Origin of the sequence: Pseudomonas sp. NUPR-001 (assembly GCF_052147955.1) — a bacterium.
GTDB lineage: Bacteria > Pseudomonadota > Gammaproteobacteria > Pseudomonadales > Pseudomonadaceae > Aquipseudomonas.
This window is the reverse complement of the sequence record NZ_CP197353.1, coordinates 3,595,294-3,621,485: the sequence shown is the minus strand read 5'-3', so window position 1 is coordinate 3,621,485 and position 26,192 is coordinate 3,595,294. Positions and strand designations below refer to the sequence as shown.

Below are 26,192 nucleotides of genomic sequence, written 5' to 3'. Positions count from 1 at the left end.
GCGGCGATTCTCAGGAGGCCAATCCCTCCAGGGTCTGCAGGGTGTCACGCACGCGGTCCAGTGCCGGGTCGATGTCCAGCAGTTCGATGGCGCCAAAGCCCAGCAGCAAGCCTGGGCGGACCGGGGCCTGTGCGTAAAAGGGCGCCAACGAATACAGCCCGACCTCGACCTTGCGCGCCATGCTGATCAAAAAGTCCACGTCCAGATCGCCCTTGGTCAGGGCACTCAAATGATACCCCGCAGTGGCTGGGACCACCTCGAACCAGGGCGCCAGGTCCCCCTGCAAACGCTGCAGGATGCGCTGGCGGCGTGCGGCGTAAACTTCGTGCACGCGGCGAATGTGTTTAAGCAGTGCGCCTTCACTGATGAAACGGGCCAAGGCCCACTGGTTCAGCGTCGACGTGTGCCAATCGGTCAATTGCCTGGCGATACACAAGGCTTCGTGCAGGGCCGGCGGCATGATGGTGTAGCCCAGGCGCAGTTCCGGTAACAGGGTTTTCGAAAAGGTCCCGACGTAGGCGACCAGGCCATGGCGGTCCATGCTCTGCAGTGAGTCGCTGGGCCGCCCCTGGTAGCGGAACTCGCTGTCATAGTCGTCTTCGATGATGATTGCGCCCAATGCCGCCGCACGCGCCAGCAAGGCCTGGCGCCGCGCCTGGCTCATCGGCATGCCCAGCGGAAACTGATGTGAGGGGGTGACGTAAATCAAGCGGGTGCCGTCGGCAATCTGCTCCACGCACAGCCCCTGGTCGTCGACCGGAACGTACTGCAATTGCGCACCTTGAGACAGGAACAGCTGACGCGCGGGGGTGTAGCCGGGGTCTTCCATGGCCACCTGACAGCCCGGCTCGATCAGCACCCGGGCGATCAGGTCCAGCGCTTGCTGGGCGCCGTTGCACACCAGTACATCGGCGCTGGTGCAACGTACCCCGCGGGCAAAGGCGATATGCCGGGCAATCGCTTCACGCAGTTCCGGCAAGCCCTGATGGGCCGCATAACGGGCACTGCCACGACGTATCTGGCGCAGCGCGTACTGGTTACAGCGGCGCCATTCATCAAAGGGAAACTGCGCCTTGCTCGACGCGCCGCCGATGAAGTCATAGCGCAAGGTGCTGGGCGCCAAGTCAGCCAGCAAGTTGCGTCGTGCGCGCCACTTTTCCAGGGTCGAAGCGCTGGCCAGGGGCAGGGCAGCGGTGACTGGCGGCAAGCGGGTCGAGGCCGGGGTGATGAAGGTGCCTTTACCCACCGTGGCGCTGAGCAGGTTGTCGTAGGTCAGGCGGGAATAGGCTTCAGCCACGGTCTTGCGCGACACGCCCAGTTGCTCGGCCAGCAGCCGCGTTGGCGGCAGTTGCGTGCCCGCAGCCAGGCGCCCGCTGTCGATGCCTTCGCGCAGTTGCTGATAGAGCTGCTCGGCCAGGCCTTTATGGCCTTGCAGGTTGATATGAAGTTCCATGCCGGGGCCGGTTCGCGTGCAATTGACAGAGCAGCAGATTAACCGATCTGCCCGGGCACTGCCGTTGATCCCCTCGAACGACGTTTGCCCCCATGCGCGCCACACTTTAATCGTCGGGGTTCTCCGGCGTGTCGGCGAACCTCTTGCGCAAACAGGAGCGTCGCCATGTACCTGCGAACTCTGCTACTCGGCCTGGGGTTGTTAGTGACCGCCACCGTCCAGGCTTCCGAATCAACCGCTGTGTATCACTACGGCATGCCGCTGGATATCGCCAAGGTAGTGCAGATGAGCGAACCTGATAGCCAACTCTGCGATGTGGTGCAGGCCAGCATGGTCTATCTCGACTCTGCCGGTCAGCAACATACCTTGCAGTACCTCAAGCTGGCGCTGGCGTGCAGCGATGGCGGTTAAGCGCAGTCTGTAGGCAATGATCACCCTGGCCGGCCGCACCGCGCCGGGGTGGCTGGACGGTGCCCGCTGAGCAGGGCAGGAATCTGCTTGTGAAGATTTTTGCCAGCAACCACCGAATCGGCCAGATCCGGTGGTAGCCTTGCAGTGTCAGTCGCAATGGATCTGGTCATGGCCCAGCACAAGCTCAGCATTCGCCAACGCAATGTCGACAACATCCTTCTGGCGGCCGAGCAGGTCTTTGCGGAAAAAGGCTATGCCGGGACGGCCATGGCCGACATTGCCGAAGCGGCGCAGTTGCCGCGTAGCAATGTGCACTATTACTTCAGCACCAAGGCTGAGCTTTATCAGGCGGTGTTATTCGGCTTGCTCGATGTGTGGAAGCAGGATGCCCTGTGCTTTGAGCTTTACGACGATCCGCGCATCGTCCTCAGCAGCTACATCCGCGCCAAGATGAACCATTCGCGTACACGGCCCTTTGGCTCCAAAGTCTGGGCCAACGAGATCATCCATGGTGCGCCCAACCTTGGCGAGGCGCTGGACGACCCGCTGTACGACTGGGCCAAGATGAAGGAAGCGAAGATCCGCCAGTGGATCGACGATGGCCGCATCCTGGCGGTGGAGCCTTCGGGCTTGTTGTACATGATCTGGGCGTCGACCCAGCACTATGCCGATTTCAGCCATCAGGTGGGCGTGCTCAACGACCATCAGCCACTCAATGAATTGCAGTTCGAACGGGCGGTGCAGACGGTCACCAGTGTGATCCTGCGCGGCATCGGCCTGGAACCGTAGGCGCGGGCTTGCCCCGTGATTGCGCTATGCCTTCCGCACCGCCGCTCCAACAGGATGATTTTCTGACAAACAAGGAGTCCGCAATGACCTGGTCAGCAACCCAGTACAGCACCTTCGAAAACGAACGCACCCGGCCGGTGCGCGACCTGCTGGCGGCTTTGCCCCAGCGTCCGATCAACACCGCCATCGACCTCGGCTGTGGCCCTGGCAATTCGACCGAGGTGCTAGCCGAGCGTTTCCCGGGGGCGAAGGTCACTGCTCTCGACAGCTCCGAGGACATGCTCCAGGCTGCGCGCCAGCGTCTGCCTGACATCGAATTCACGTTGGGGGATATCGGTACCTGGACCGCGCCTGAAGGGGTGGACGTGATCCTCGCCAACGCGTCGCTGCAATGGCTGCCAGATCACGCATTGCTGTATCCGCACCTGGCCAGGCAATTGACCGAGGGCGGCCAGCTGGCGATCCAGACGCCGGACAACCTCGACGAACCCGCCCATCGCCAGGCTCGTGAAATCGCCAGCCGGGGGCCCTGGGCGCAGAAAATTGCGGCAATCAAGCACCCGCCACGGCACACCGCAGATTACTACTACGACATCCTCAGTCCGCATTGCCGGGAGGTGCAGGTCTGGCGCACCACCTATTACCACCCGTTGACGGGCGGCGCGCAAGCGGTGGTGGAGTGGTTCAAGGGTTCAGCGTTGCGGCCCTATCTGGCGGCCCTGAAGGCCAATGAACAAGCGGATTTCCTTCAGTTCTACCTGCAGGCGATGCAGCAAAGCTACCCGGCCGCCGCAGACGGCAAGGTGTTGTTGCCGTTCCCGCGCTTGTTCATTGTGGCCACGCGCTGAGCACGGGCTTCAGCGGCTGACTTGCCGGCGCGGCCAATGGCGGATCACCTGTAGGTACACCAGGGCATTGACCACGACCACCACCGAGCCCAATAGCACCTGAATACCCGGCGTCAGGCCCGCCGGGTAGATGATCGGCAGGATGTAGTGCTCAATGAAGCCGCCTTGGTAGCCCGCTTGGCCCGCGGCCTGGCGTAAGTAATTTTCCCAGTCGGTGAGCGGGCAGTACAAGTGCAGGAACTCCACGGCGATGCCCCAGCTCAGGGCTGGCAAGTGCCACCACAGTACGCCGCGCCATTTGAGCACCAACAAGCCGCCAAACAGCACGAAGACTATGAACAGCAGGTGAAACAGCACCAGGCCTTCGGCGCCGAGGCGGTAGAGCATGACGATGCACCTTTGCGGTGGCGGATGCGGGTATGCACCATTATGCGGGAGTAGTGGTGTTTACTTAGAAAAAATCTCGCAACTTGGATGTCGGGCCGGTGGGAGCGGGCTTGCCCCGCGATGCGATGTGTCTGACATATCGCTATCGCGGGGCAAGCCCGCTCCCACCGGGACAAGGGGTCTCAGGAAGCTTCGCGGTAGGGGTTGCGCGGGTCGTGCTGCCAGTCGAGGAACGGTTTGCCGGTGTCCTGCGGCACCATGTCGATACAGTCCTGCACCGGGCAGGTGATCTGGCACAGGTTGCAGCCCACGCACTCGGCGTCGATCACCTCGTAACGACGGCTGCCATCGGCCTGCTTGAGGCTGGCGATGGCCTGGTGCGAGGTGTCTTCACAGGCGATGTGGCAACGGCCGCAACCGATGCAGGCGTCCTGATCGATCTTGGCGATGACCTGGTAGTTGATGTCCAGGTACTTCCAGTCGGTGGTATGGCTCACCGCACGCCCGCTGAAATCTTGCAGGCTGCGATAGCCCTGACTGTCCATCCAGCGCGACAGGCCATCCTTCATGTCTTCGACAATGCGAAAACCATGGAGCATGGCTGCCGTGCACACCTGCACCGCGCCGCAACCCAGGGCAATGAACTCGGCAGCATCACGCCAGCTGCCGATACCGCCGATACCGCTGATGGGCAAGCCACGGGTGGCCGGGTCGCGGGCGATTTCGGCGACCATGTTCAGGGCAATGGGTTTGACCGCCGAGCCGCAGTAGCCGCCGTGGGTGCTCATGTCGCCGACAATCGGCAGGGCCACCATGCGTTCGAGATCGACGCTGGTGATCGAGTTGATGGTGTTGATTAGCGACACCGCGTCGGCGCCGCCACGGTGGGCCGCGCGGGCAGACTGGCGGATGTCGGTGATGTTGGGCGTGAGTTTGACGATCACCGGCAGCGAGCAGTGGGTCTTGCACCAGCGTGTGACCTGTTCGACATACTCCGGCACCTGGCCTACCGCCGCGCCCATGCCGCGCTCGGGCATGCCGTGCGGGCAGCCGAAGTTCAGTTCGATGCCATCGGCACCGGTGGCTTCCACCAGTGGCAGGATGGTTTTCCACGCCTGCTCGTTACACGGCACCATCAGCGACACGACCAGGGCACGGTCGGGCCAGGCCTTTTTCACCTGGGTGATTTCCCGCAGGTTGATCTCCAGCGAACGGTCGGTAATCAGCTCGATGTTGTTGATGCCCATCACCTCGCGGTTGACCCCGTAATGGGCCGAGTAGCGCGAGGACACGTTGACGGCGGCCGGGTCTTCGCCGAGGGTTTTCCACACCACGCCGCCCCAGCCTGCCTCATAGGCGCGGACTACGTTGTAGGCTTTGTCGGTGGGCGGCGCAGAGGCCAGCCAGAACGGGTTGGGCGCCTTGATGCCAGCAAATTCGATCGACAGGTCAGCCATTATGCAGCCTCCACATTGAGCGTCAGTTGCGCATGAATGGCCTCGGCGGCCAGCTTGCCGTGTTGTACCGCTTGCACCGTGAGGTCCTGGCCCAGATGGGTGCAGTCGCCGCCGGCATAGACGCCGGGCAGGCTGGTGCGCATCTGTTCATCGACGCGAATGCGTTCGCCATCGCGTGCCAGCATCTGCGCGCTGTGGTCACTCAGGGCCTGATCGTCGAAGGCCTGACCGATGGCTTTGAAGATGGCATCGGCGGCCAGTTCGAAGGTTTCTCCAGTGCTGTGCAGGCGGCCGTCGATCAGCTGTGTGCGAGCAAAGCGCATACCGCGCACTTTGCCCTGATCATCCAGCAGCACCTGCTCCGGCTGTGCCCAGGTCAGCAGGCGTACCTGATTCTCTTTAGCGATGTGCTGCTCATGCTCGGTGGCGCCCATGTCTTCGATGCCACGGCGGTACACCAGATTGACGTCGCGGGCGCCGAGGCGGGCCATCTGTACGGCCATGTCGATGGCGGTATTGCCCGCGCCGAGGACGATGCAGCGATCGGCCACGGGCAGGGCAGTGAGGTCTTCGGCCTGACGCAGTTCGCGAATGTACTCGGTGGCAGCGAGCATGCCGGGCGCGGTCTCGTTGGCCAGGCCCAACTGGCGGCTGGCGTTCAGGCCCAGGCCGAGAAACACCGCGTCGAACTGCTGTTGCAGTTCGGTCAGGGTGAGGTTTTCACCCAGCACCTGGCCGTGACGGATCTCGATACCACCGATCTGCAGAACGAAGTCCACTTCGCGCTGGGCGAAGTCATCGACCACTTTGTATTTGGCGATGCCGTATTCGTTGAGACCACCGGCCTTGGGCCGTGCTTCGAAGATCACCACATCGTGACCGTGCCAGGCCAGACGGTGCGCACACGACAACCCGGCAGGGCCAGCACCCACCACCGCGATGCGCTTGCCGGTACTGGCGGCGCGCTGGAACGGGTGTTCTTCGAACTCGGCGTGATCGAGGGCGTAACGTTGCAACAGGCCGATCAGCACCGGGGCGCATTCCTGATGGTGGTTACGCACACAGGCCTGTTGGCAGAGGATTTCAGTCGGGCAAACACGTGCGCAACTGCCGCCAAGGATGTTGGCCGAGAGGATTTTCTCTGCCGCGCCTTGCACGTTTTCCTGATGGATGTTGCGGATGAACGAGGGAATGTCGATGTCGCTGGGGCAGGCGTTGACGCAGGGCGCGTCATAGCAATACAGGCAGCGTGACGCTTCGACGGCGGCCTGCCGGGCGTTGAGTGGTGGCGCCAGGTCGCTGAAGTGTTCGGCCAGGCTGGCGTTGTCGGTGGACGGTCGCGGGAGATGGTTGAGGGACTCGATCACGGTAGTTTCCTCATGGTTCTTATAGTTTTAATGCCTGGATCGCGGGGCAAGCCCGCTCCCACCGAGGTAGGAGCGGGCTTACCCCGCGAAGCTATTCAGCGCTTGACTGCAGTTGGCCGCTGATGCTCAGCACGCTTACTCAACAAATCGAACACCGCCGGGTACGCCGGGCGCTCGATGTAGCGCCCGGCGCCACGCTCGGCGCGCAGGTCGCCATTGGCCCAGACCAGCTTGCCCTGGCTGATGGTGTGGCTGGGGATACCGCGCACGGTCTTGCCTTCGAAAATGTTGAAATCAACCTGTTGATGGTGGGTCGCCGCAGAAATAGTGCGGGTGCCCTGCGGATCCCAGAGCACCAGGTCGGCATCGGCGCCGACCCGCAAGGCACCTTTACGCGGGAACAGGTTGAAGATTTTCGCCGTGTTGGTGGAGGTCAGCGCGACGAAGTCCTGCATCGACAACTTGCCGGTGTTCACCCCTTCATCCCAGAGCACCGCCATGCGGTCTTCAATACCGGCGGTGCCGTTGGGAATGCGGCTGAAGTCGTCGCGGCCGGCGGCTTTCTGTTCGGCGCAGAAGCAGCAGTGGTCGGTGGCGGTGGTATGCAGGTTGCCCGACTGCAGGCCATGCCACAGGGCAGCCTGGTGCCCGTCCTCGCGCGGCCGGAAGGGGGGACTCATGACGTAGCCAGCGGCGGTTTGCCAATCGGGGTGACGGTAGACGCTGTCGTCCAGCAACAAGTGCCCGGCCAATACTTCGCCGTACACCGGCTGGCCATTGGCGCGGGCATAGGTGATTTCATCCAGCGCTTCGCGGGTCGAGACATGCACCAGGTACACCGGGGTCCCCAGGGTTTCGGCAATGCGAATGGCGCGGCTGGCGGCTTCACCTTCGACCTGGGACGGGCGCGACAACGGATGCGCTTCAGGGCCGGTGATGCCCTGGGCAAGCAGTTTGCGTTGCAGGTGATAGACCAGCTCGCCATTTTCCGCATGCACGGTGGGCACCGCGCCCAGCTCCAGGCAGCGCTCAAAGCTGGCGACCAGGGTGTCGTCGGCCGCCATGATGGCATTCTTGTAGGCCATGAAATGCTTGAAGCTGTTGACGCCGTGCTGGCTGACCAGCTCGCCCATCTCCTGGCGTACCTGCTCGCTCCACCAGGTAATGGCGACGTGAAAGCCGTAGTCGGCGGCGGACTTCTCTGCCCAGCCGCGCCACTGATGAAAGGCTTCGAGCAAGGATTGCTGCGGGTTGGGAATAACGAAGTCGATGATCGACGTGGTGCCACCGGCAAGCCCTGCAGCGGTGCCGCTGTAGAAGTCTTCGCTGGCGACGGTACCCATGAACGGCAACTGCATATGGGTGTGCGGGTCGATGCCGCCCGGCATCAGGTACTGGCCGCTGCCATCAAGCACTTCGCAGCCGTTGGGAAGGTCGAGGTCGGTGCCGATGGCCTTGATCACGCCGTCGGCACACAGCACGTCGGCGCGATAGCTTTCCTCATGGGTAATCAGGGTGGCGCCACGAATCATAAGCGTCATCAGATGCTCCTCGCAGGCTTGACCGGTTGGTACCGGTTCTAGGTTTTGTACTGATTGCAGCGTAGGTCAAAAGCTGTCACTGCTGTCAGGAATTGAATCTAGTAGCGGTTCAGGATTAGGGCAAATAATTAATTTATAAGCTTATAACAACGCTAACTAGCTGAAATTAAACGAATAACTCTGTTATTTGATGTGTGAGGAAAACGACCAGTGGTCCTGTCGTTCTTGACAGGTTGTGGAAATGGTCAAGATTTCTCATGGGCACCCGTGATTGCCCCCATAGCCGTGCAAGTACCTCCAAAACACAAAAAATAGTGGAGTGGCCATGCAGCAGACCCGATCGCAAGTGCGTGAACGCGATGGCTTGTATGAACTGGACGCCGGTAGCGACGTCCTCGACAGCCCCCGATACAACCACGACATCGCGCCGACCAAGGTGCATGAGCGCACCTGGAACAAATGGCACATCACCGCGTTGTGGGTTGGTATGTCGATCTGTGTGCCGACCTATACCTTGGGCGGCGTTCTGACGGCTTATTTCGGCCTGACCGTAGGAGAAGCGTTGCTGGCGATCCTGCTGGCCAACGTGGTGGTGCTGATACCGCTGACGCTCAATGCCTTTGCCGGCACCAAATACGGCATCCCGTTTCCGGTGTTGCTGCGCTCTTCGTTCGGTATCATCGGTTCCAACGTGCCGTGCCTGATCCGCGCGCTGGTAGCGTGCGGCTGGTTCGGTATCCAGACGATGTTCGGTGGCCTGGCCATTCACTTGTTCCTGGGCTCGCTGTCGGCCGACTGGAAGGCGTTGGGCGGCACCGGTGAGGTGATCGGTTTCATGCTGTTCTGGTGCCTGAACCTGTGGGTGGTGCTACGCGGCGCCGAGTCGATCAAGTGGCTGGAAACCCTGTCGGCACCGCTACTGGTTTTGGTGGGGGCCGGGTTGCTGGTCTGGGCCTTGCCCAACGTCTCGATCAGCGAACTGATGGCGCAACCGCCCAAACGGCCGGAAGGGGCCAGTGTCTATGGTTACTTCTTTGCCGGGCTGACGGCGATGGTGGGCTTCTGGGCCACCTTGTCGCTGAACATTCCCGACTTCAGTCGCTACGCCAAAAGCCAGAAAGACCAGATCCTCGGGCAGATTTTCGGCCTGCCACTGACCATGTTTCTGTTCGCAGCGCTGGGGGTGGTGCTGACCGCTGCCTCGGCGTCACTGGTGGGGGAAACGGTGTCTGACCCGGTGAGCCTGATCGGGCATATTCAGAGCCCGATGTGGGTAGCCCTGGCCATGGCCTTGATCATCATCGCGACCTTGTCGACCAACACCGCAGCCAACATCGTTTCGCCCACCAACGACTTCCAGAACCTGGCCCCCAAGTGGATCGGCCGCACCAAGGCGGTGCTGCTGACCGGGCTGGTGGGGCTGTTGCTGATGGCCCATGAACTGCTGAAAAAGCTCGGTTTGATTGTCAGTGACGTCAGCCTTGAGAGCGTCTATTCCAACTGGCTGCTGGGCTACTCCAGCCTGTTGGGGCCGATCGCCGGGATCATGGTGGTGGACTACTTCCTGATCCGCAAACAGACCCTCGACCTGGCCGGCCTGTACCGCGATGACACTTACCCGGCCTGGAATGCCGCAGGCTTCATCGCCTTCGGGGTGCCGGTAGCGCTGACCTTGCTGTCGCTGCAAAGCACGGCGTTCAGCTGGTTCTACGATTTCGGTTGGTTCACCGGCTCCGCCTTGGGCGGGCTGATCTACTACGGGCTTGGCCAACTCAAGCCGGCCCGCACGGCCAACCTCAAACCCACCGTGTAGCGCCTAGGGCCCGTAGAGGCCGGGAGATAAGCATGCAAACAGCACAGGACGTTCTGCAATCGAGCCAACCGCACATCAACGCCGAGCGCCTTTGGCAATCGTTGATGGACCTGGCCCGCCTGGGCGCGACGGCCAAAGGCGGGGTGTGTCGGTTGGCCTTGACCGACCTTGATCGCCAGGCCCGTGATCTGTTCGTCAAATGGACCGAAGCGGCGGGCTGCACGGTGAGCATCGACGGCGTCGGCAATATTTTTGCCCGCCGTCCCGGGCGCAACCCGCAGTTGCCGCCGGTGATGACTGGCAGCCATATCGACACCCAGCCCACCGGCGGCAAGTTCGACGGCTGCTTTGGTGTGCTGGCCGGGCTGGAAGTGATGCGCACCCTCAATGATCTGAACATCGAGACTGAGGCGCCGCTGGAAGTGGTGGTGTGGACCAACGAAGAAGGCTCGCGTTTTGCCCCGTGCATGATGGGCTCTGGAGTGTTTGCCGAGAAGTTCACCCTGGAGCAGACCCTGGCCAAGACCGACGCCGAAGGCATCAGCGTCGGCGAGGCGCTCAATGCCATCGGCTATGCCGGGCCCAGAGCGGTCAGCGGCCACCCGGTGGGGGCCTATTTCGAAGCGCACATCGAGCAGGGCCCGATCCTTGAAGACCAACAGAAAACCATCGGCGTGGTGCTGGGCGCCCTCGGGCAGAAATGGTTCGACCTGACCTTGCGCGGTGTCGAAGCACACGCGGGTCCGACGCCGATGCATCTGCGCAAAGACGCCCTGGTCGGTGCCAGCGCGGTGGTTGCCGCAGTCAACCGCGTGGCCTTGGAACATCAGCCGCATGCCTGTGGCACAGTGGGGTGTCTGCAGGCTTATCCGGGCTCGCGCAACGTGATTCCCGGTGAAGTGCGCATGACCTTGGATTTCCGTCATCTGGAGCCGGCCCGGCTCGACTCGATGATTGCTCAGGTACGTGATGTGATCAGCAGCACCTGCGAGCAGCATGGGCTCAGCCATACCCTGACACCGACTGCCGATTTCCCGCCGCTGTACTTCGACAAGGGCTGCGTCGAGGCGGTACGCAGTGCGGCGCAGGGGCTGGGGTTGTCGCACATGGACATTGTCAGTGGTGCCGGGCATGACGCGATTTTTCTCGCCGAGCTGGGGCCAGCGGGGATGATTTTCGTGCCTTGTGAAGGTGGGATCAGCCATAACGAAATCGAGAATGCCTCGCCCCGGGACCTGGCCGACGGTTGCGCGGTGCTGCTGCGCGCCATGCTGGCGGCGGCGCAGGCGGTGGCGCGGGGGAGGGAGGCGGCGTAGCCTTCGATCGCGGGGCAAGCCCGTTCCACAGGCAGTTCAGATAACCTGTGGGAGCGGGCTTGCCCCGCGATCAAAGACTGTCCCGCACCATCTGCAAAAACGTCGCCACCAGCCGCCGCGAACTCTGCTCGCGCAAGCACACCAGGGTCTCGGTCAGGCGCCGCTGACAATCGACAATCGGCAGCGCACACACCCGCGCATCGGCGCCGAACTCGGCTGCCGACACCACCCCCACGCCAATCCCCACCACCACCGCCTCGCGCGCCGCTTCACGACCTTCAACCTGGATCGCCGGACGAATGCGCAGGCCCGCGCGTTGCATTTCTTCTTCCAGGGTTTGTCGGGTTACCGAGCCCGGTTCACGTAACACGATGGGGGTGTCGTCAAGGTCGGCCAGGCTGATCGATTCGCGGTCGGCCCAGGGGTGGTGACGGGACACGAACGCCACCATCGGATCGCTGCGCATCGGCACGCACAGCAGGCGCTCATCATCCACGTCGCGGCCAAGCAGGGCCAAGTCGGCCTGATAATTGAATAGCCGTAGCAGCGACTCATCAGTGTTACCGGTTTCCACCTTGACGCTGATGCCGGGGTACTGCTGGCAGAACTGGGCGATTTGCGGCAGCACGTGCACCGGCGCGTCTACCGCCAGCACCAGGGTGCCGGTCTGCAACGCCCGTGAGTCCTGCAGCAGCTCATGGGCCTCGGCCTCGCAGGCGAACAGGCGTTGGGTAATGCCCAGCAGGCGCTCACCAAGGTCGGTCAATTGCACGGAACGTTTGTTGCGATGAAACAGCAATACGCCGAAGCGCTCTTCGAGTTTGCGTACCTGGTCGGAGATTGCCGGCTGGGTCAGAAACAGGCGTTCGGCAGCACGGGTGAAGCTGCCGTGCAGGGCAACGGCATGAAAGGCTTTCAACTGGGCATGGGAAACCGACATCGAAGTACCTATTACAAGCTGAGCTTATTTGTGAAATACGATAAATCGATTTTATTTATCAGTCAGTAATTGTTTCTATCTCATCCAGCCCGCCCTGTCACCTGCAGTGACTGGTGGGTCATGGACCTGGCTGACAAGGCATAACAATACCCGCATGCTCCAGGTTCCATCTGACCAGGTGACGGCCCCGACCGGCCGCCACGCAGTGCGCAACACAACAACAAAACAGGCGTTTTTTCAAATTCTGCCGGCACACTCAAGCTCCGAGGTCAGGGTCACCATGAATAAACACATTGCAGATATAAAGCGTTGGCGCGTGCAGATTTTTGCCGTTACCTGGATTGCCTACGCTGCGTTCTACTTCACCCGCAAAGCCTTCTCGGTCGCCAAGTTGGGCATCGGCGAAGACCCAAGCTTCACCCTCGATAAAATGGCCATGGCCAACCTCGACGCCATCTACCTGGCGGCTTACGCAGTAGGGCAGTTCACCTGGGGTATGCTCGCCGACCGTTTCGGGCCACGGGTGGTGGTGCTGGGCGGCTTGATCATTTCTGCGGCGGCGGCCCTGGTCATGGGCAGCTACGCGACCTTCCCGATTTTCGCTACCTGCATGCTGGTTCAGGGCTTGGCGCAGTCCACTGGCTGGGCGGGGTTGTGCAAGAACATCGGCAGTTTCTTCCCATCATCGCAACGCGGACGGGTGCTGGGGCTATGGAGCTCGTGCTACGCCTTTGGCGGCCTGGTTGCCTCGCCATTCGCCGGCTGGTGGGCCTACACCCTGGTCGGCAGCTGGCATGCGGCGTTCTTTTCCAGCGCCGCAGTGGTGGCGCTGGTGGCCGTGTTGTTCTTCTTTTTGCAGCGCAACAAGCCTGAAGACGTTGGCCTGCCAGCGGTCGAGCCAGAACCTGAAAGCATGGTGCCCGGCACGACCATTTGCAGTGTCTGGGCGCCGTTGCGCGAGATTCTGCGTAACCGCACGGTGCTGACCCTGGGCCTGGCCTATTTCCTGCTCAAGCCGGCCCGCTACGCGATTCTGTTGTGGGGGCCGGTGATCGTCTTTGAACAGATGCCTTCGGTGGGCAAAGTCGGTGCGGCGATCATTCCTACCGCTTTCGAACTGGCCGGCCTGCTGGGGCCGATCATGATCGGTCTGGCTTCAGACAAACTCTTCGGTGCCCGGCGTATGCCGGCCTGTGTCATCAGCCTGCTGGTGCTCACCGTGGTCCTGGGCTTGTTCATGGGTGCGATGCAAAGCGGCAGTGTGGCGCTGGTGGTGGCCTTGCTGTTCGTCATGGGCCTGACCCTGTACGGACCTGACTCGATGATCAGTGGCGCTGCTGCCATTGACTTCGGTACCGCCAAAGCCGGTGCCACGGCCGCCGGTTTCGTCAACGGCTGTGGTTCGGTCGGCGCCATCCTCGGCGGCTTGCTGCCGGGTTATTTCGACGGGGTCACGGTGTTTATCGTGTTTGCCGGTTGCGCACTGTTCTCGGCGTTGGTCCTGGTACCGCACTGGAACAGCCGCCCGGCAACGCCTGAGCACACCCCGGCAGTGGCACCGAACACCGCCATGGCCATCAAACCGCTGCGTACCTGAATACGACGAGGACACCGACCATGAGACCCTTCTGGCTGCAACAGGCGCTGGATCAGGAAGATCAACCTGCATGCCCGCCGCTGGCAACCGACACACAATGCGATGTGTGCATCGTCGGCGGTGGTTACACCGGGCTGTGGACGGCGCTGATGCTCAAGGAGCTGAACCCGGCGCTGGATGTCGTGCTGCTCGAAGCCGACATCTGTGGTGCCGGGGCCAGTGGGCGTAATGGCGGTTGTGCGTTGTCGTGGTCGGCCAAGTATTTCACCCTCGAACGGCTGTTCGGGATGCAGGAGGCGGTGCGTCTGGTCAAGGCGTCGGAGCAGAGCATTTATGCGATCGGCGATTTTTGCCGGGCGCATGGCGTCGACGCCGATTACCGCCTCGATGGCACCTTGTACACCGCCACCAACCGCGCCCAGATGGGCGCCACCGATGGCGTGATCGCCGCCCTGGAGCGTCAGGGCATCAATTCGTTCCAGCGCCTGCCGGTGGAGCAGGTGCAGCGCATGGCCGGTTCGGCCAAACACCTGGAGGGCTGGTTTTCGCCCGCCGCAGCCACCGTGCAGCCGGGCAAACTGGTGCGTGGCCTGCGCCGGGTGGCCTTGCAAAAAGGTGTGCGCATTTATGAAGGCACCGCCATGACCGGCCTGCAGGAAGGCCCGCAGGCCGGTATCGAAACCCGCAATGGCACGGTGCGCGCCGGACGCGTGGTGCTGGCCCTCAATGCCTGGATGGCGCGGGCGTTCCCGCAGTTCGAGCGCAGTGTGGCGATTGTTTCCAGTGACATGATCATCACCGAGCCTCGCCCGGAGCTGCTGGGTCAGATCGGCTTGACCAGCGGCGTCAGCGTGCTGGATTCACGGATCTTCGTGCACTACTACCACAACACCAGCGATGGCCGACTGATGCTCGGCAAGGGCGGCAACACCTTCGCCTATGGTGGGCGAATGCTGCCGGTGTTCGACCAACCGTCTCCCTACGAGGCGCTGCTACGGCGCAGTCTGGGTGAGTTCTTCCCGAGCCTGGCCCAGGTACCGGTGGCCGCGACCTGGAATGGCCCTTCGGACCGTTCGGTGACCGGCCTGCCGTTCTTTGGCCGGTTGGGGGCGCACGCTAACGTCTTCTATGGCTTTGGTTACTCGGGCAGTGGCGTCGGGCCGTGTCATATGGGGGGGCAGATCCTCTCTTCGCTGGCCCTGGGGCTGGACAATGAATGGACCCGTTCACCGCTGGTCAACGGACCGCTGGGATACTTCCCGCCTGAACCGATCCGCTATCTGGGCTCGTTGATGGTGCGCAATGCCATTCGTCGCAAGGAACAGGCCGAAGACCACGGCCGCCGTCCGCGGCATATGGACGTCCGCCTGGCGCGCTTTGCCGCGGCGGCGGGCAAGGCCGACAAGGCCTGAGTGGTTTTTTTGTCGATTGCCTGAACGAGGATGTATAAACTGCACCCACTTTGCTGGTCGCTACCTGAACTGGCAGTTGAAACAAAGAGAGTCGAAATGGGCGCACAGTGGAAAGCCAAGCATAGAGAAACAGCAGCCAACGCCAAAGGCAAGATCATGGGCAAGCTGTCCAAGGAGATCCAGATCGCTGCGAAGGCCGGCGCCGACCCGGACATGAACCCACGTCTGCGCCTGGCCATTGAACAGGCTAAAAAAGCCTCGATGACACGCGAGACCCTCGAGCGCGCCATTCGCAAAGGCGCAGGCCTTGATGGTGAAGCGGTGAACTACACGGCGGTAACCTACGAAGGCTTTGCCCCGCACCAGGTGCCGCTGATCGTCGAATGCCTGACCGACAACGTCAACCGCACCGTGGCGCAGATCCGCGTGCTGTTCCGCAAGGGCCAGCTGGGTGCTTCGGGTTCGGTCGCCTGGGACTTCAACCATGTTGGCCTGATCGAAGCGACACCGAACAGCCCTGACGCAGATCCGGAAATGGCTGCTATCGAAGCGGGCGCCCAGGATTTTGCCGAAGGTGAAGAAGAAGGCTCGACCCTATTCATCACCGATACCACCGACTTGGATGCTGTGCAGAAAGCCTTGCCTGCCCAAGGTTTCACCGTGGCTTCGGCAAAAATCGGTTACACCCCGAAGAACCCGGTCAGCGGCTTGAGTGACGAGGCGATGGCCGAGGTTGAAGAGTTCCTCAGCGCCATCGATGACCACGACGACGTGCAAAACGTCTACGTCGGCCTGGCCGGCTGATCCCCGGTTCGCTGGAACTGTCTTGATCATCCGGTGTGGGAGCGGGCTTGCCCCGCGATAGCGATAGGTCTGTTACGTCGCATCGCGGGTCAAGCCCGCTCCCACATTTGGCCCGTTCCTGCTGACCCTGCATTTGTGCATATCTGATAAGACTTAAGTCCGATGGCAGTCAGACGATAGCCAGCCATACTCGATATTCGCCCTCTAAATAACAACAAACTCAGGGTTCAGTATCGATGACTTATCAGCACAGCTATGCCCGTTCCATCGCCGATCCCGCTGCTTTCTGGGCCGAGCAGGCCGATGGCCTGGCCTGGTATCGCAAGCCCCTGCAAACCCTCAGCGAGAATTCCGATGGCACCCACCAGTGGTTCGCCGACGGGCGTCTGAACAGTTGCTACCTGGCCCTGGATCATCAGATCGAGCAAGGCCGTGGCGAGCAAACCGCGCTGATCTACGATTCGCCGGTCACCGGCGCTCAACAAACCTTTACCTACAACCAGTTGCGCGACGAAGTGGCGCGCCTGGCCGGGCTGCTACGCTCGCTCGGGGTGCAAAAGGGTGACGGGGTCATCATCTACATGCCGATGGTGCCGCAGGCGGCGATGGCGATGCTCGCCTGCGCGCGTATCGGGGCGGTGCATTCGGTGGTGTTCGGCGGTTTTGCCGCCAACGAGCTGGCGCTGCGGATCGACGATGCGCGTCCGACCTTGCTGCTCACCGCTTCATGCGGCCTGGAGTTCGACCGGGTCATCGAATACAAGCCGCTGGTGGATCGCGCCTTGCAGCTGGCCCGCCATCAGCCGCGGCAGGTGCTGGTGTTGCAGCGGCCACAGGCGCGGGCAACGCTGGTAGAAGGTCGTGACCTGGACTGGCAAGACGCCGTGGCCACAGCCAGCGCGGTGGAGCCAGTGGAGCTGGCAGCAGCCGACCCGCTGTACATCATGTACACCTCGGGCACCACCGGAAAACCCAAGGGTATCGTCCGCGAAAACGGCGGCAACGCCGTCGCCCTTGGCTTTGCCATGCGCCATATCTACGGCATGCAAGCGGGTGACGTGTGGTGGGGGATTTCTGATGTCGGCTGGGTGGTTGGCCATTCGCTGATCGTCTACGGCCCGTTGATGAACGGCTGCACCACGGTGTTCTATGAGGGCAAACCGATCCGTACGCCGGACGCTGGCGCTTACTGGCGGGTGGTTGAGCAGTACCGCGTCAACGGCTTGTTCTGCGCGCCGACCGCCATGCGTGCGATCCGCAAGGAAGACCCTGAAGGCCAACTGTTGCGTCGTTACGACCTGAGTTCCCTGCGTCAGTTGTTCCTGGCCGGTGAAAAGTTGGACTCCAGCACCCATCAGTGGCTGGAGTCGACCAGCGGCAAGGCTGTTCACGATCACTGGTGGCAAACCGAAACCGGCTGGCCGGTGACCGCACCTTGTGTGGGGCTGGACGGCAGCGCGGCGCGCCCTGGTTCGAGCAACCGCGCGGTGCCGGGCTACCATGTGCGTGTGCTGGATGACGACGGCCAACTGCTGGGGGCCAACCAGCAAGGCGCCATCGTCATCGCCTTGCCGTTGCCACCGGGTTGCAGCCAGACCTTGTGGGGCGACCACCAGCGTTACCTGGACGCCTACCTCAGCACCTATCCGGGCTACTACCACACCGGTGATGGTGGTTATCTCGACGAAGACGGCTTTGTCTACATCATGGGGCGCACCGACGACGTCATCAACGTCTCCGGCCATCGCCTGTCTACCGGCGAAATGGAGGATCTGGTGGCCCGTCATGCGGCGGTGGCCGAGTGTGCGGTGATTGGTGTGCATGACGAGATCAAGGGGCAGGTGCCCTTGGCCCTGGTGGTGCTCAAGGACGGTCAGGCGATCAGTGAAGCGGCGTTGCAGAGCGAGCTGGTGGCCAGCGTGCGCGAGCAGATCGGAGCGTTGGCGTGTTTCAACCAGGTCAGGGTGGTCAAACGCCTGCCCAAGACCCGTTCGGGCAAGATCTTGCGCGCCGTGCTACGTAAAATTGCCGACCAGCAGGCCTACACACCGCCCTCGACACTGGATGATCCGGCGGTACTTGGCGAAATCGAAGCGGTGCTGGCGAGCTTCGCCCGCGCAGGCTGAATGCTAATGCTGTAGGTAACTGTCTTGCACCACCTGTGGGAGCGGGCTTGCCCCGCGATTGAAGTGTATCTGTCACACCGCGATCGCGGGGCAAGCCCGCTCCCACAGCAAGCCCGCTCCTACTGTAATTGCCCCAGGCGGCTACGGGTCCGCGCCAGGTCGCTGGCGCTGCCGGCGAGGCTATCAGCCAGTGGCCTGCTGCCAATCAGCACCAGATGCTTGTCCTGGTCATACAGCACGTCCACCAGGTTGATGAAGCGCTGCTGTTCGGCAATCGAACACGCCTCCAGACACGGCAAGCCGTCGATAATCCAGTGGTCGAAGCGCTGGGCCAGTTCCAGATAATCAATCACGGCCGTAGGCTGTTCGCAGATCTGGGCAAAATCAAACCCCACCGTACCCTCCGCGATCAACCGGGCCTGCAACTGACGCTGGCCCACGTTCAGTATCTGCGGTGCGCTTTCAAACGCCGGCAAGCGCAACGCCTGGCGTTGTTCAGCGCTGCCCGGCCAGAGGTAGTGGCCCTGAGTAAAACGCTGCTGGCTGGTATTGCCCGGCAGGCTGCGGTAGTCCTGGTCGCCACCCACTTCCAGCACCTGCATCTGACTGTTGATCAGGCGGATCACCGGCTCGAAACGCTGGTGATAGAGCGGGTTGGGCAACAGGCCTTCGGGGGCATAGTTGGAGGTCAGCAGAACGAAGATGCGCCGCTCGAACAAGGCCTGGAACAGGCGGGTGATCAGCATCGCATCGCCGATATCGTGCACATGGAACTCATCGAAGCACAGCACCTGACAGCCTTGCAGCAATTGATCCAAGGTGCAGGCCAGGGCGTCTTGCTGGTGGCGGTGTTCGAACATGCCCTGGTGCAAGCGGGCAAAGAAGTCATGAAAGTGTAAACGGCGCTTGTGCACGTGGGGCAGGGCCTGAAAGAAGCCGTCTAGCAGCCAGCTCTTACCTCGTCCGACCGCGCCATGCAGGTACAGACTGCGGGCCCGGCCACTGTCCAGGCGCCCAGCCTCAGCGATCATGTGTTCAATGACCTGCAACTGACCTGCGCTCAAGGTGAAACCCTGCGCAGCGGCCTTGTGGCGAAAATGCTGACGAACGGTACCGGCAAGGTTGGCCGGGTCGTGCGGCGCAGGCTTGAGGCGTTGGCGCAACGCGCGTAGCGGTGAACGTATCCAGGACGGGCGGGCAGACAAACTGGGCTCCTCGAGGCTTTCAGGACTCAAGGGGCGGCTTGAGCAAGCGCGGTTAATTTAACCCAAATGCCCCGCAGCTGACAGCCTGCAGGTGCGGCAACGGACGGGCAAAATCCTCTACCAGGCCTGTACATTTCCATGCGTTCTGGCAGCTTTTGCTTGCACTGCTACCCTCAAGGGCAGGTCAATCCTGCTGTAAAGGACGGGATAGTGAAAGGACGCTCTCTGGCCGCGCTGCTCGGGCTATTCATTGCTCAAAGCCCAGTGGCCGCCGAATTGATGGTCGAAGTCAAAATGGAGGTACAGCGTGGCTGCGTGCTCGTTCACCAGCCCCGCGAGGCCGGCGCCCAGGCCTTGGGCGTGATTGACTTTGGCACCGCCGCCCGCCTGGACGATCCGTCCGGGCCGAGGACCGCGCAGCTGCTCAGCCAGCGTCCGCCGCGTCTTGAGTGCAACCCGGACACCAGCTACCAGATTCAGGTCGATGCCGGCCAACACGGTGGTGTAGGGGAGGTGCGCTATCTGGCCAGCGGCCAGCCGTCGGCACAACCGATTCCCTATCGCTTGTACCAGGACCCGGCCTGGCGCGAACCCCTGCCGGTCAATGAAATCCAGCACGCACGGGTGCCCGGCAGTGGCTCGGTTGAGTTGCCGCTGTATGCCCGCATCGACCGCATGACGCAGATACCGGTGGTGGGACGTTATTCGGATTTACTCAAGGTGACGGTCATCTGGTGACGATCACTGCACGGCCTGGCAAGGCGTGCCTGCTAAAGGAACTGGCAGTATGAACAAGATCCTGTTGTTGAGTGTGGGGCCGCTGTTACTGCTGAGCCCCGACGCCTTTGCCGCAGTCTCCGGGCATATCCAGGCGCGACTGGTGATCAGTGCGGCGTGCCAGGTCAGTGGCGACCCAGGCGGCAGCCTCGACAACGACGGCAATGGCGTACTCGATTTCGGCAGCCAGGGCCCGAGCTGGACCAGCCCGCTGCGTTCGCACGTTGACGAAGAGGGCAGCAGCGGCAGCCTGCACGTGCGCTGCAACCCTTCAGTACGGGCGTTTACCGTGAGCATCAATGGCGGCGCCCACGGCGATGGCGCCAATCGCCGCCTGAGCAATGGCCGTGAACTGATTGCCTATCAATTGGCATCCGACCCCTCCGGCAGCGCCCGCTACGGCATTGGCCAGCAACGCAATTTTGCCATCAGCAGCGCAGCGCAGATCCCCATACCGATCTATGGCGTGGTGGTCGCCCATCCCCAGGCGCTGCCGGCCGGTATTTATCGCGACACCCTGATGGTGACCCTGGACTGGTAACACGCAAGGAGTGACTCATGCAGCCTTATCTCTCACGCTTCATCTACGCAGGCCTGGGCCTGGCGCTGTGCACGCAGGCTCAGGCCGCCAGCGTCACCGGAACGATCAATGCCAGCCTGACACTGATCGCCAGCTGTCAGGTCAACGGTTCCGGCGGCAGCACCGGTCTTAACTTTGGTGCGTTGAACTTCGGTACCCAGGAGGCGCTGTTTACCCAGGCGCCGGGCCAGGTGTTGGGCGGTGGTGGTAACGCCATGAGTATTCTCTGCTCCAGCGGTACTGTGCCGGTGATCAAGGTCGGCGCCGGTGCCCACGATTCGCAATCCGCCGGTGGCACGCGGGCACTGGCCGATGGCAGCGGCAACTTTGTGCCCTACGATTTCTACACCGATGCCGGGCATTCACAGGTGCTGGCGATCAACGGCACCATCACCCTGCCGACCAGCACCGGGGTGGCACAAACGGTCAACCTCTATGGCCTGGCCAAGGGTAAGGCGAATCTGCCGGCCGGAACCTACACCGACACCGTGAATGTCGAGTTGAGTTTCTGAGGCGTGGTGCGGTTGCAGTATGGGCTGCTGGCAGGGTTGCTGTGGCTGCCACCGGGGCCGTTGTCAGCGGCGCTCACCAGTACCTTCCAGGTCAGCGCCCAGGTGGTGGCGGGGTGCCTGGTGGTCGGTGGCGTCAGCACCTACGGCAACCTCGATTTCGGCAACTACTCGGCACTGCTCAGCGGCCCGGTCAGCACCACGCTCAGTGGCACCACCGTGACCTTGCAATGCACGCCGGGGGTAAAGCTGAGCATGAGCATCAACGCCGGCCAGAACAACAGCAACGGCCGCAACCTCAAACGCAGCAGCGGCTCGCAGCTGGTCGCTTATCAATTGTTCAGTGACGCCGGTTTCAGCCAGAGCATTGGTATCGACCAGCCGGTTGCCGTGAGCTACAGCAACGCCAATGCAATCACGCTACCGCTGTACGCCCGGGCACAACTGAGCGGCAGCGTGCCAGCGGGCAGCTACACCGATGTGCTGCAGGTGCAATTGACCTGGTGAGGGACTTGCCGGGGGCCATCGACAATCAAGGAGAAGATGGATGATGTCAGGTACGGGCAAAGCGCGGCGGCTCATCAGCGGGCTCGGCGTTACCCTGGCGCTGCTCTGCGCAGCACCACTGCAGGCCGCCACCTCGGTGCTGATCTGGCCGATCGATCCGGTGCTTGAGGCCGATCAGAAAGCCGGGGCGTTATGGCTGGAAAACCGTGGTACGTCGGTGACCAACCTGCAAGTGCGGGTGTTCGCCTGGCGCCAGGGCGACTATGACGACCAGTACCAGGCCCAGCGCGAGATCATCGGCAGCCCGCCGGTGGCCACGATCGCGCCGGGGCAAAAGCAGTTGATCCGCCTGACCCGCACCAGCGCCTCACCGGTGGGCCAGGAGCAGGCTTACCGGATCATCATCGACGAAATCCCACCAGCGTTGCCCGACATCGCCAGCAGCGGCAAACCCCAGGCCGCCATTCGCTTTCAGATGCGCTATTCGGTGCCGTTGTTCGTGTATGGCCAGGGCCTGTGGGGCAAGCCCGACCCCAATGGCCAGCGTGATCAGAGCGGTGTCGGCAAGCCGTCGCTGAGCTGGCGCCCGGTGTCGGTACAAGGCCGCCCGTACGTCGAGATCCGCAACACGGGACCGGTGCATGCGCGCTTGACCGATGTCGTGCTGCAACAGGGTGGCAACCCTCGGCCGCTGGTTGAAGGCTTGCTCGGTTACGTACTGCCCGGCGCCAGCATGCGCTGGCCGCTGCCGCAGCCAATGACTGCGGCGTCGGTGCTAAAGGGGCGGGTCAATGGACAGGAGCCGGCACAGACCCTCAGCCAGGGCCAGTAAGTAGCAGGTGACAGTGCAGGATCAGGGGCCAGGGAGGACCCGGTAATGGTTGGATACGGTGCGTGAGTATTCGTTCGGGCGCGTTCGGCCCGCAGGTACTGAAGGCATGTGTGCTGCTGCTTTGCTGTGGCCCGCTGTTCGGCGGCGAACTGCCGCCGCCACCGGCGAGCCTGGAGGCCGTTGGCGATGCGCAGTTGTACCTGGAACTGGTGGTCAATCAGATGAGCAGCCCTGAACTGGTGGTGGTGCAGCAACGCGCCGGGCGCCTGTACATGGCCAGCGCCGACCTGCAGGCCGCCGGTGTGCAAGTGCCAGGGTTGGCTGACGGGGACGTGGCGCTGGACAGCATCAACGGCTTGCACAGCGATTACGACAGCCAGGGGCAACGCTTGCTGCTGCAAGTGCCTGCGGCCTGGTTGCCGACCCAGGCCATCGGTAACCGCCAGCTGTACCCGGCCAGCGAAGCCCACAGCAGCCTGGGGGCGCTGCTCAACTATGACCTGTACCTGAGCGATAGCGACGATGCGGGCACTTACCTGGCGGCGTGGAACGAAGTGCGCCTGTTTGACACCTGGGGCACCTTGTCGAGCACCGGGCAGTGGCGTCAGGCCTTGGCTGGCGATGACGTCGACGACAGCCAGAAAGGCTTTCGCCGCTACGACACCACCTGGCGCTACACCGATGAAACCCGACTGCTCACCCTGGAGATGGGTGATGTACTCAGCGGCGCCTTGCCCTGGACCAGTTCGGTGCGCCTGGGTGGTATCCAGGTGTCGCGCGACTTTGCCGTACGTCCGGACCTGGTCACCTATCCATTGCCGGCCTTTGCCGGTGAAGCGGCGGTGCCTTCATCCCTGGACCTGTTCATCAACGGCTACAAAAGCTCCAGCGCCCAGTTGCAGCCCGGGCCCTACACCCTGACCAACATTCCCTTCATCAACGGCGCCGGCGAAGCGGTGGTGGTGACCACCGATGCTCTCGGGCGGCAGGTATCCACCACGCTGCCGTTCTATGTCACCAGCAGCCTGTTGCAAAAAGGCTTGAGCGACTTCTCGGTGGCCGCCGGCAGCCTGCGCCGCGACTACGCCTTGCGTGACTTTGCCTATGGTCCGGGGGTGGCCGCTGCCAGCCTGCGCTATGGCCTAAGTGACCGTTTTACCCTGGAAAGTCATGCTGAAGTGGCAGAGTCCCTGGCTCTGGGGGGGCTGGGCGGCAACTGGCAGGTGGGTAACTGGGGCGTGGTCAATGCGGCGTTGAGCCAGAGCCGTTTCGACAGCCTGAGCGGGCAGCAATGGAGCCTGGGCTATCAGTACAACAGCCCGCGCCTGGGCTTCAATTACCAACGCTTGCAGCGCCGTGGCGACTACGCCGATCTGTCGCTGCTCGACAGCCCTTACACGCGCCTGAGCCAGCGCAGCGAGCAGGTCAGCCTGAGCCTCAACCTGGCGCGCTACGGCAGCCTGGGTGCGGGCTACTTCGATGTACGTGCCGGTGACAACAGTCGTACCCGCTTGCTGAACCTGAGCTGGAGCAAACCCTTGTGGGGCAACAGCAGCCTGTACCTGTCAGCGAACCGCGAAATCGGTAACAGCCAATGGGCCGTGCAGGCGCAATGGGTCATACCGTTCGACCTCAGTGGCACCTTGAGCTTGAGCCTTGAGCGCAGCAACAGCGGTGAACAGCTGCAGCGGGTCAACTACAGTCGCGCCGTGCCGGTGGACAGTGGTGTGGGCTACAACCTTGGCTATGCCAATAGCGACCGCGAGGCCTATCGCCAGGCCGACCTGACCTGGCGCTTGCAGGCGGTGCAGTTACAGGTCGGCGCCTATGGCACCGAGTCTGACACCACGCGTTGGGCGGATGCCAGTGGCTCGCTGGTGTGGATGGATGCCGGGGTGTTTGCCGCCAATCGCATCGACGATGCGTTCGTGGTGGTCAGCACCGATGGCTTTGCCGACGTGCCGGTGCGCTACGAAAATCAGCTGGTCGGCCGTACCGACAACAACGGCCATTTGCTGGTGCCATGGAGCAGTGGTTACTACCGCGGCAAATACGAAGTTGATCCAATGGAATTGCCCAGCACCGTGCAAGTGTCGCAGGTGGAGCAGCGTATAGCGGTACGCCGTGGTAGCGGCTATTTACTCGAGTTTCCGATGCAGCGGGTGGTCGCGGCGAGCCTGCACCTGGTCGATGCGGCGCAGCACGACCTGCCGCTGGGCAGCCAGGTGCTGGACGAGCAGAGCGGGGCGCGCACGGTGGTGGGTTGGGATGGCTTGGTGTACCTGGAAGGATTGTCGGAACACAACAGTGTGAAAGTGGCGCTCAGCGATGGCAGCAGTTGCCGGGTGCAGTTCAAGGTACCGGCTGATCAGGCGCAGGTGCCGCTGATCGGGCCGCTGGTATGCCAATGAAGTGGCTGATGGCGAGCTTGTTACTGCTGATCAGCGCCCAGGCCCAGGCGCTGTGTTCGGTCGTGGCGACCAACCCGGCCAGCTTTGGCAACCTGAATTCGACCCAGGTGCGCCTGGTGGTTCAATCGGCATCCACCACCAACGCCGGCTTGCAGTGCACTGGCTCGCTGTTGAGCCTGCTGGCCAGCGACGACCATTTCTATGCCACCTTCACCCCCGTTGGTGGTACCACCGGGCTGGTCGGGCCGACTGGCGACATCATCAACTACACCCTGTATGCCAACAACACCACCAACTTCGTCATCACCCGCAACCAGCGCTATGACTTCGCCCGTAATGGCATCATCGATGCGCTGGGATTGCTCAACGGTACCGTCCCCAAGAGCGTGCCGATTTACCTGAAAACCCTGATCGGCAGCAACGTTGCCGCGGGGCTGTATCAGGAGACCTTCGTGGTGGAGTGGGATATCAACTATTGCTACGGCCTCAGTGTGATCAATGTATGCCTGGGCCGTCAGGTATTAAAACAGACCACCAACCTGACCGTCAGCCTGACTGTGACCAACGATTGTCAGATCACCACCCCGGCGATCAGCTTTGGCAGCGCGCCGGTGATCAGTGGCTTTGCTGCCGTCAACCAGAGTGTCAGCCTGTCGTGCACCAAGGGCAGCAGCTACACCGTGGGCCTGGATGATGGGCAGAACGCGGCGGCAGGAAGGCGGCGGATGAAATCTGCTAACGCTGACTTTCTTGCCTACGACATTTTCAAAAGCGCCGGCAGCCAGCGCTGGGGAGCGCTGAGCAGTGCGCGACGGGCCAGCAGCGACGCGGACATCAACCCGGGCGCAGGCACCGGGACCGGCAGTCAGGTGTTCAATTACAACGCGCGGATCTACAGCGACCAGAGCACACCGCCTGCCGGCACCTATCTGGATAACGTGATTCTCGATGTGCAGTTTTGATTGAGGGTGTTCATCGCGGGGCAAGCCCGCTCCCACCGGTGGTGCAAGACAGTTGCTCACACCGGTGGGAGCGGGCTTGCCCCGCGAAGCGGACTCATCTGATCCGTACAAATCCCCAAGACCTGAATCTGTAACTCAGTACACCCAA

General features: G+C 62.3%; 23 protein-coding genes. 16 read left to right on the top strand and 7 right to left on the bottom strand.

Translation table 11 applies throughout. The annotated features are described in order from the left end of the window. Positions 1 to 10: 10 nt before the first annotated feature. Positions 11 to 1,453, bottom strand: a complete 1,443-nt coding sequence (gene pdxR, locus ACP6KB_RS16155) for a MocR-like pyridoxine biosynthesis transcription factor PdxR (protein WP_442108049.1) — start codon at positions 1,451 to 1,453, stop codon at positions 11 to 13. Between the two features lie 165 nt (positions 1,454 to 1,618). Between pdxR and ACP6KB_RS16150 the strand changes: the two genes are divergently transcribed. The 3 genes from ACP6KB_RS16150 to tam all read left to right on the top strand — a co-directional run bounded on the left by ACP6KB_RS16150 (position 1,619) and on the right by tam (position 3,501). Next, complete coding sequence (locus ACP6KB_RS16150; protein ID WP_442108047.1) at positions 1,619 to 1,864, top strand: DUF2790 domain-containing protein; 246 nt, start codon at positions 1,619 to 1,621, stop codon at positions 1,862 to 1,864. A 168-nt stretch (positions 1,865 to 2,032) separates the two neighbouring features. Beyond that, the gene (locus tag ACP6KB_RS16145; RefSeq protein ID WP_442108045.1) at positions 2,033 to 2,653 is read left to right on the top strand and encodes a TetR/AcrR family transcriptional regulator; all 621 of its coding nucleotides are present in this window, start codon (positions 2,033 to 2,035) and stop codon (positions 2,651 to 2,653) included. A gap of 83 nt (positions 2,654 to 2,736) precedes the next feature. After that, positions 2,737 to 3,501 carry a trans-aconitate 2-methyltransferase gene (tam, locus tag ACP6KB_RS16140; RefSeq protein ID WP_442108043.1) on the top strand — a complete coding sequence of 255 codons (765 nt, stop codon included), beginning with the start codon at positions 2,737 to 2,739 and terminating at the stop codon, positions 3,499 to 3,501. A gap of 9 nt (positions 3,502 to 3,510) precedes the next feature. Here tam and ACP6KB_RS16135 read toward each other — a convergent pair whose 3' ends face one another. From ACP6KB_RS16135 to hydA, 4 genes are all read right to left on the bottom strand, one after another. Further along, entirely contained in the window at positions 3,511 to 3,888 is a 378-nt protein-coding gene (locus tag ACP6KB_RS16135; RefSeq protein WP_442108041.1) for a DUF2784 domain-containing protein, read from the bottom strand. Positions 3,889 to 4,070: 182 nt separating this feature from the next. Continuing rightward, the gene (gene preA, locus ACP6KB_RS16130; RefSeq protein WP_442114322.1) at positions 4,071 to 5,348 is read right to left on the bottom strand and encodes an NAD-dependent dihydropyrimidine dehydrogenase subunit PreA; all 1,278 of its coding nucleotides are present in this window, start codon (positions 5,346 to 5,348) and stop codon (positions 4,071 to 4,073) included. After that, positions 5,345 to 6,712: an NAD(P)-dependent oxidoreductase gene (locus tag ACP6KB_RS16125; protein ID WP_442108039.1), complete on the bottom strand. Its 1,368-nt coding sequence runs from the start codon at positions 6,710 to 6,712 to the stop codon at positions 5,345 to 5,347. Before ACP6KB_RS16125 ends, preA begins: the two co-directional genes overlap by 4 nt. Positions 6,713 to 6,807: 95 nt before the next feature. Then, on the bottom strand, positions 6,808 to 8,253 hold the full coding sequence (hydA, locus tag ACP6KB_RS16120) for a dihydropyrimidinase (RefSeq protein WP_442108037.1): 1,446 nt from the start codon (positions 8,251 to 8,253) through the stop codon (positions 6,808 to 6,810). 325 nt (positions 8,254 to 8,578) lie between these two features. Between hydA and ACP6KB_RS16115 the strand changes: the two genes are divergently transcribed. Next, positions 8,579 to 10,066 (top strand): NCS1 family nucleobase:cation symporter-1, encoded by a 1,488-nt coding sequence (locus ACP6KB_RS16115; RefSeq protein ID WP_442108035.1) that lies wholly within the window; start codon positions 8,579 to 8,581, stop codon positions 10,064 to 10,066. Positions 10,067 to 10,098: 32 nt separating this feature from the next. Next, positions 10,099 to 11,382 (top strand): Zn-dependent hydrolase, encoded by a 1,284-nt coding sequence (locus ACP6KB_RS16110; protein ID WP_442108033.1) that lies wholly within the window; start codon positions 10,099 to 10,101, stop codon positions 11,380 to 11,382. A gap of 70 nt (positions 11,383 to 11,452) precedes the next feature. Here ACP6KB_RS16110 and ACP6KB_RS16105 read toward each other — a convergent pair whose 3' ends face one another. Next, positions 11,453 to 12,322: a LysR family transcriptional regulator gene (locus ACP6KB_RS16105; RefSeq protein ID WP_442108031.1), complete on the bottom strand. Its 870-nt coding sequence runs from the start codon at positions 12,320 to 12,322 to the stop codon at positions 11,453 to 11,455. A gap of 280 nt (positions 12,323 to 12,602) precedes the next feature. On the opposite strand from ACP6KB_RS16105, the gene ACP6KB_RS16100 reads away from it, so the two are divergent. The 4 genes from ACP6KB_RS16100 (at position 12,603) to ACP6KB_RS16085 (ending at position 18,261) form a co-directional block, all read left to right on the top strand. After that, positions 12,603 to 13,919 (top strand): MFS transporter, encoded by a 1,317-nt coding sequence (locus ACP6KB_RS16100; RefSeq protein WP_442108029.1) that lies wholly within the window; start codon positions 12,603 to 12,605, stop codon positions 13,917 to 13,919. 20 nt (positions 13,920 to 13,939) lie between these two features. Further along, positions 13,940 to 15,331: an FAD-dependent oxidoreductase gene (locus ACP6KB_RS16095; RefSeq protein WP_442108027.1), complete on the top strand. Its 1,392-nt coding sequence runs from the start codon at positions 13,940 to 13,942 to the stop codon at positions 15,329 to 15,331. A gap of 96 nt (positions 15,332 to 15,427) precedes the next feature. Continuing rightward, a complete protein-coding gene (locus ACP6KB_RS16090; protein ID WP_442108025.1) occupies positions 15,428 to 16,135 on the top strand; it encodes a YebC/PmpR family DNA-binding transcriptional regulator in 708 nt (235 codons plus the stop codon). A gap of 236 nt (positions 16,136 to 16,371) precedes the next feature. Next, entirely contained in the window at positions 16,372 to 18,261 is a 1,890-nt protein-coding gene (locus tag ACP6KB_RS16085) for a propionyl-CoA synthetase (protein ID WP_442108023.1), read from the top strand. A gap of 119 nt (positions 18,262 to 18,380) precedes the next feature. On the opposite strand, the gene zapE is transcribed toward ACP6KB_RS16085, so the two are convergent. Next, positions 18,381 to 19,466 (bottom strand): cell division protein ZapE, encoded by a 1,086-nt coding sequence (gene zapE / locus ACP6KB_RS16080; protein WP_442108021.1) that lies wholly within the window; start codon positions 19,464 to 19,466, stop codon positions 18,381 to 18,383. Positions 19,467 to 19,676: 210 nt separating this feature from the next. On the opposite strand from zapE, the gene ACP6KB_RS16075 reads away from it, so the two are divergent. From ACP6KB_RS16075 to ACP6KB_RS16045, 7 genes are all read left to right on the top strand, one after another. Beyond that, a complete protein-coding gene (locus ACP6KB_RS16075) occupies positions 19,677 to 20,204 on the top strand; it encodes a Csu type fimbrial protein (RefSeq protein WP_442108019.1) in 528 nt (175 codons plus the stop codon). A 49-nt stretch (positions 20,205 to 20,253) separates the two neighbouring features. Continuing rightward, a complete protein-coding gene (locus ACP6KB_RS16070) occupies positions 20,254 to 20,784 on the top strand; it encodes a Csu type fimbrial protein (protein WP_442108017.1) in 531 nt (176 codons plus the stop codon). A 17-nt stretch (positions 20,785 to 20,801) separates the two neighbouring features. After that, complete coding sequence (locus tag ACP6KB_RS16065) at positions 20,802 to 21,335, top strand: Csu type fimbrial protein (RefSeq protein WP_442108015.1); 534 nt, start codon at positions 20,802 to 20,804, stop codon at positions 21,333 to 21,335. A gap of 12 nt (positions 21,336 to 21,347) precedes the next feature. Then, positions 21,348 to 21,839 (top strand): Csu type fimbrial protein, encoded by a 492-nt coding sequence (locus ACP6KB_RS16060; RefSeq protein WP_442108013.1) that lies wholly within the window; start codon positions 21,348 to 21,350, stop codon positions 21,837 to 21,839. Between the two features lie 43 nt (positions 21,840 to 21,882). Next, positions 21,883 to 22,671 (top strand): fimbrial biogenesis chaperone, encoded by a 789-nt coding sequence (locus ACP6KB_RS16055; protein ID WP_442114321.1) that lies wholly within the window; start codon positions 21,883 to 21,885, stop codon positions 22,669 to 22,671. A 116-nt stretch (positions 22,672 to 22,787) separates the two neighbouring features. Then, positions 22,788 to 25,082 carry a fimbria/pilus outer membrane usher protein gene (locus ACP6KB_RS16050; RefSeq protein WP_442114320.1) on the top strand — a complete coding sequence of 765 codons (2,295 nt, stop codon included), beginning with the start codon at positions 22,788 to 22,790 and terminating at the stop codon, positions 25,080 to 25,082. Beyond that, the gene (locus ACP6KB_RS16045; RefSeq protein WP_442114319.1) at positions 25,079 to 26,044 is read left to right on the top strand and encodes a Csu type fimbrial protein; all 966 of its coding nucleotides are present in this window, start codon (positions 25,079 to 25,081) and stop codon (positions 26,042 to 26,044) included. Before ACP6KB_RS16050 ends, ACP6KB_RS16045 begins: the two co-directional genes overlap by 4 nt. The last annotated feature ends 148 nt before the right edge of the window (positions 26,045 to 26,192 follow it).

Excerpts from the sequence above, each read along its gene's own strand:
- pdxR (WP_442108049.1), bottom strand. The coding sequence starts at position 1,453 with ATGGAACTTCATATCAACCTGCAAGGCCATAAAGGCCTGGCCGAGCAG.
- ACP6KB_RS16150 (WP_442108047.1), top strand. The coding sequence starts at position 1,619 with ATGTACCTGCGAACTCTGCTACTCGGCCTGGGGTTGTTAGTGACCGCC.
- ACP6KB_RS16145 (WP_442108045.1), top strand. The coding sequence starts at position 2,033 with ATGGCCCAGCACAAGCTCAGCATTCGCCAACGCAATGTCGACAACATC.
- tam (WP_442108043.1), top strand. The coding sequence starts at position 2,737 with ATGACCTGGTCAGCAACCCAGTACAGCACCTTCGAAAACGAACGCACC.
- ACP6KB_RS16135 (WP_442108041.1), bottom strand. The coding sequence starts at position 3,888 with ATGCTCTACCGCCTCGGCGCCGAAGGCCTGGTGCTGTTTCACCTGCTG.
- hydA (WP_442108037.1), bottom strand. The coding sequence starts at position 8,253 with ATGACGCTTATGATTCGTGGCGCCACCCTGATTACCCATGAGGAAAGC.
- ACP6KB_RS16115 (WP_442108035.1), top strand. The coding sequence starts at position 8,579 with ATGCAGCAGACCCGATCGCAAGTGCGTGAACGCGATGGCTTGTATGAA.
- ACP6KB_RS16110 (WP_442108033.1), top strand. The coding sequence starts at position 10,099 with ATGCAAACAGCACAGGACGTTCTGCAATCGAGCCAACCGCACATCAAC.
- ACP6KB_RS16105 (WP_442108031.1), bottom strand. The coding sequence starts at position 12,322 with ATGTCGGTTTCCCATGCCCAGTTGAAAGCCTTTCATGCCGTTGCCCTG.
- ACP6KB_RS16100 (WP_442108029.1), top strand. The coding sequence starts at position 12,603 with ATGAATAAACACATTGCAGATATAAAGCGTTGGCGCGTGCAGATTTTT.
- ACP6KB_RS16095 (WP_442108027.1), top strand. The coding sequence starts at position 13,940 with ATGAGACCCTTCTGGCTGCAACAGGCGCTGGATCAGGAAGATCAACCT.
- ACP6KB_RS16090 (WP_442108025.1), top strand. The coding sequence starts at position 15,428 with ATGGGCGCACAGTGGAAAGCCAAGCATAGAGAAACAGCAGCCAACGCC.
- ACP6KB_RS16085 (WP_442108023.1), top strand. The coding sequence starts at position 16,372 with ATGACTTATCAGCACAGCTATGCCCGTTCCATCGCCGATCCCGCTGCT.
- ACP6KB_RS16070 (WP_442108017.1), top strand. The coding sequence starts at position 20,254 with ATGAACAAGATCCTGTTGTTGAGTGTGGGGCCGCTGTTACTGCTGAGC.
- ACP6KB_RS16065 (WP_442108015.1), top strand. The coding sequence starts at position 20,802 with ATGCAGCCTTATCTCTCACGCTTCATCTACGCAGGCCTGGGCCTGGCG.
- ACP6KB_RS16055 (WP_442114321.1), top strand. The coding sequence starts at position 21,883 with ATGTCAGGTACGGGCAAAGCGCGGCGGCTCATCAGCGGGCTCGGCGTT.
- ACP6KB_RS16045 (WP_442114319.1), top strand. The coding sequence starts at position 25,079 with ATGAAGTGGCTGATGGCGAGCTTGTTACTGCTGATCAGCGCCCAGGCC.